Source organism: Stieleria sp. (genome assembly GCF_041595215.1).
Taxonomy (GTDB): Bacteria; Planctomycetota; Planctomycetia; order Pirellulales; family Pirellulaceae; genus Stieleria; species Stieleria magnilauensis.
Genome location: NZ_JBFHKV010000880.1, coordinates 1 through 3720 on the forward strand (window position 1 = coordinate 1; position 3720 = coordinate 3720).

Genomic DNA, 3720 nt, shown 5'->3' on the forward strand with positions numbered 1-3720 from the left:
CGAATGCAGGCGGAAGCAGAAGTGGAGGCGACGGCGAAGTTCTTGGGATTGGACAGCGGTGCGTGGGAACTTGCGCTGTGACGCAACCGCCACCGTCAATCAATCCGCGTGAGCATCTCCTCGACGGCAAACCAAAAAGATGCTCGCACAGAGATCGGGATAGACCTGCCCGAGCTGATAACAGCCTTCCAGGTAGTCATCGGAAATGATGTCGGTTTGCAACAACCTGTCCCACTGGAAATTCGCTAAGGCCTTAAAGAAAATGCCTGTGCGATAGACGACGTCGAGCCCGGCCGCTCGAGCGTCCCGTTCCAATGTGTCTAAGGAGTAAGTGATCCGGTGGCCGTGCTCGCGCTCGGCGTCGGTCACCGCGCTGTGATGCGAAATCAGTCCCATCTTCACTGCGATTTGACGTGACGGTGCGTTGGCATTGGGGCACACCAACAATAATCTGCCCTGCTCGCTCAGCCATTCCTGGTTGATGCGTTTGAGAACCAAGACGGGATCATCGAGGTGTTCGAGAACATGGGTCAAGACGACGTTGTCGTATCGAGTCGGCAACGTCACTTCTTCGAACGTCCCGTGGATGCATTGGACTCTACCCCCGAGCGTCTCGTTCATCGTGGCGATCGCCGCATCAGACGCTTCGACACAGGTCAGGTCGTCAAAGTGGTCGAGCAGACGCTTGGTAAAGCTGCCCTGGAAGCTGCCCAATTCCAGGCAGTTTCCCGAGCGAAAAAACGGTTCAAACGACCGGATCATGAAGCGATGCATCACGTCCAGGTCAAAGTTGTAAGCGTATTTGTGTTCGGGGGTGTCACGCCATTCGGCGTTGTAGTCGCGCGGTTCATTCGACCCAGTCATCCATCCGTCCCCAAAATAAGTTGCATCAACACGTTTTGACCCTTGGTGGCCGATCGACGGTATCCGAGTTTTGAATACAGCGCGATGGCGGGTGCGTTTCCCGCCGAAACTTCCAACGCGATCTCTTGAACGCCACGCTGCATCACCTCACGGTGACAGCAAGCCATCAGTTGGCGCGCAATCCCTTGTGAACGATACGCCTGCAGCACACTGACGTTGGAAACGAATGCCTTCGCGGGCTGGGTTTCCAGATCCAAATAACAGGCGACCAATCCGACAAGTTTTTCCCGGTGCCAAGCTTCCCACGTGACGGACCGCCGAAACAATTTCTCGGCGTAGCTGGGCAGATCCACGCGATCGGCAAGCGGCGGTTGAAACTGTCCCGAGCAAGCTTCTAAATGCTCCAGGATTTCAACACGCGTGGCTCGCGAGATCGTGTACTGGACCGATTGTGGTGTCCGAGTTGATTCCATCAATCAAGCCTCCGCCACCGCGATTCCGAACCCGCGTCGTCCGAACTCGTTTCCGTTGTACAGCAGGTAAGTGTTTTGGTTGTGATGAAACACGTGGGGATAGCACATCATCTGACCGTCCCACGCATCCGCGGACGTAGAACGCTCGATCCCGACCTGGTCATCGTCGCGTGTCCACTGTTGAAGATCGTCAGAAAACGCATAGCCGATGCGGTAGCCACGTTCGGGGTTGATGCGGAAGTCGCTGGCATAACGGTAGCAGAAATACATGTGAAACCGTCCGCCCGACTCAATGACCGTCGGCAATGCCTGGCATTCGTCGTCGCCGATCGCATCGGCGATCAGTCGTTGGCCGCCCGTTTTATTCCAATGAATACCGTCTGATGACGTTGCGTGTGCGATTTTATAAACCCGATCCGGTTCGGATTGACCGGCAAACTGTCGCCACGGGAGCCCAAAGATATACCACATGTGAAAGACATCACCGAAACGCCGCACAAATCCGTCGCCGACCAGACAGGGCTCGTGCAGGGTCGCCGAGAGGATCGGGCCGTCACCGTGACGCTTGAACGTGGTTCCGCCGTCGTCGCTGATCGCCAGGCCGATTCCCGTTTCAACCGAAACCCCCACCCGTCGACTCCAACCACAGGTGTAGGCAAACACCTGATCACCAACGCGAATCGGGCTCAATGGAAAAATCCCGTGCTCATCAAAGCAGCCAAGTCCGCCTAGCGAGAGGACGGGTTGTTCGGCCACTCGAAGCACGTGTTGCAATTCCCAATCAAAGTCGACGAACAAGACGTGGCTGAGGAATTTTCCGCTATCGGTGTCACGTCGGCGCGATGAAAAATAGATCCGCACGAAGCCGTCGCAGACCAATGCCTGCGGGGACTGAGCGAACTCGGTGCAGTCGGCGGGCAAGTCGTAATCGGTCGGATCGAAGAGGCGTCCCCGTTTTCGCCATCGCGGTGCCTGGTTCGTCACAGCTGCCCCTCCAAAACCGCGACGCCGAACCCGTGTTTGCCGACGTGATTGCCGAGATAAAACAGGTAGGTGCGTCCGTCGTGCATGAAGACGTGGGGATAGCTGACCATCTCGCTATCCCAGCCACTGTCGGAAACCGTGATCCCCGCGCGGTCGTCGTCGCGTGTCCAATGAAAGAGATCGTCGGAGTAGGCATAGCCGATTCTGTAGCCGCCGCTTTTGCCGCGATAGTTTCGGCTGTGGCGATAACAGAAGAACATGTGGTACTTGCCGCCGCAGTAGATCACGTCGGGGCTGGCTTGGGCTTCGTCGGGTTCGATGCGGCTGACCAGCAAATCTTCGCCTTGCTTCTGCCAGTGGAGCCCGTCGTCGGAAGTCGCCATGCGGATTTTGTAGACCGGCTCGGCGCGGTCGTTGTCGACGATCCACTTCTTGCCCGCGATGTAAAACAGATACCATCGATCATTGAATCGGCGGATCTTGGGGCCGCTGATCACGAAGGGTTCGTCCGGCGTGTACGGAATCACCGGGCCGGGGCCGAGTTTTGAGAACGTCCGGCCGCCGTCATGACTCTCCGCCACGCCGATCGCCGTGTTGAACGGAACCGACTCACATCGCGTCCATCCCGCGTAGTACGCACGAAACACATCGTTGTCGCGGATCACGGAGATGGGATAGATGCCGAATTGGTCAAACATCCCCATCTCGCCCAGCGGCAGCACGGGACGGTCGCTGACGCGGAGCACGGTTTGCAGGTCGGATCGATCGAGGTCCAAATAAGTCGAGTAGCTGGTGTATTGCCCGTTGGAATCGGGCGCCGGTCGACAGGAAAAATAGACTCGCAAACAATCGTCGTGCGGCACCACGCAAGGCGCCTGAGCGAACTCCTGAATCCAGCCAGCGCCGGGACAGGTCGATTCCGTCGGGTCAAATACCTTGCCCAGCTTGGTCCAGCGATAAGGCTCCGTCATGGCACCGGCGTGGGATTGGCAACCAGCGTGTATCCGTTTTCTACCCACTGGCGAACCCTTTCCGTCGAATTGAACATCAGCACATCCAGGATGGAAAGCCAAGCGACGAAGGGATGGTTGAACTGTTGATAGGATCGGTTTTCCGATTGGATAAATCTCAAGTCGATTCCCACCGCATTGAACGCCGTGTGATCATACAACGCCGCCCCGCCAATCGCATTGACATACATCGTCGCGTCCAAGGCCCGACAGATCGCCAAGACCTTGTCTTGACCACGCGCGGAGTGGTCGATCGAAATGGTGGACGAGTCAATGATCGTTGTTGCGATCCCCAGGTGCTCGCAAAGCAGGATGAGGGAATGTTTGATGAAACGAAACAAATTGCGTTCTGGGGACTCGATCGCCGTCGTGAACAAATTCATCGCTTC

5 protein-coding genes are annotated in these 3720 nt (G+C 56.9%); all 5 read right to left on the reverse strand.

Annotated features, from left to right (window positions below; genetic code table 11):
* Positions 1-99 precede the first annotated feature (99 nt).
* Positions 100-864, reverse strand: a complete 765-nt coding sequence (locus ABX749_RS25605) for a class I SAM-dependent methyltransferase (RefSeq protein WP_372898505.1) — start codon at positions 862-864, stop codon at positions 100-102.
* Complete coding sequence (locus tag ABX749_RS25610) at positions 861-1337, reverse strand: GNAT family N-acetyltransferase (RefSeq protein WP_372898506.1); 477 nt, start codon at positions 1335-1337, stop codon at positions 861-863. The genes ABX749_RS25605 and ABX749_RS25610 overlap by 4 nt, the downstream gene beginning before the upstream one ends.
* 3 nt (positions 1338-1340) lie before the next feature.
* Positions 1341-2321, reverse strand: a complete 981-nt coding sequence (locus ABX749_RS25615; protein WP_372898507.1) for a hypothetical protein — start codon at positions 2319-2321, stop codon at positions 1341-1343.
* The gene (locus ABX749_RS25620) at positions 2318-3292 is read right to left on the reverse strand and encodes a hypothetical protein (protein WP_372898508.1); all 975 of its coding nucleotides are present in this window, start codon (positions 3290-3292) and stop codon (positions 2318-2320) included. The genes ABX749_RS25615 and ABX749_RS25620 overlap by 4 nt, the downstream gene beginning before the upstream one ends.
* On the reverse strand, positions 3289-3720 hold a 432-nt coding region (locus ABX749_RS25625), incomplete at its 5' end, for a WbqC family protein (RefSeq protein WP_372898509.1). The genes ABX749_RS25620 and ABX749_RS25625, both read right to left, overlap by 4 nt.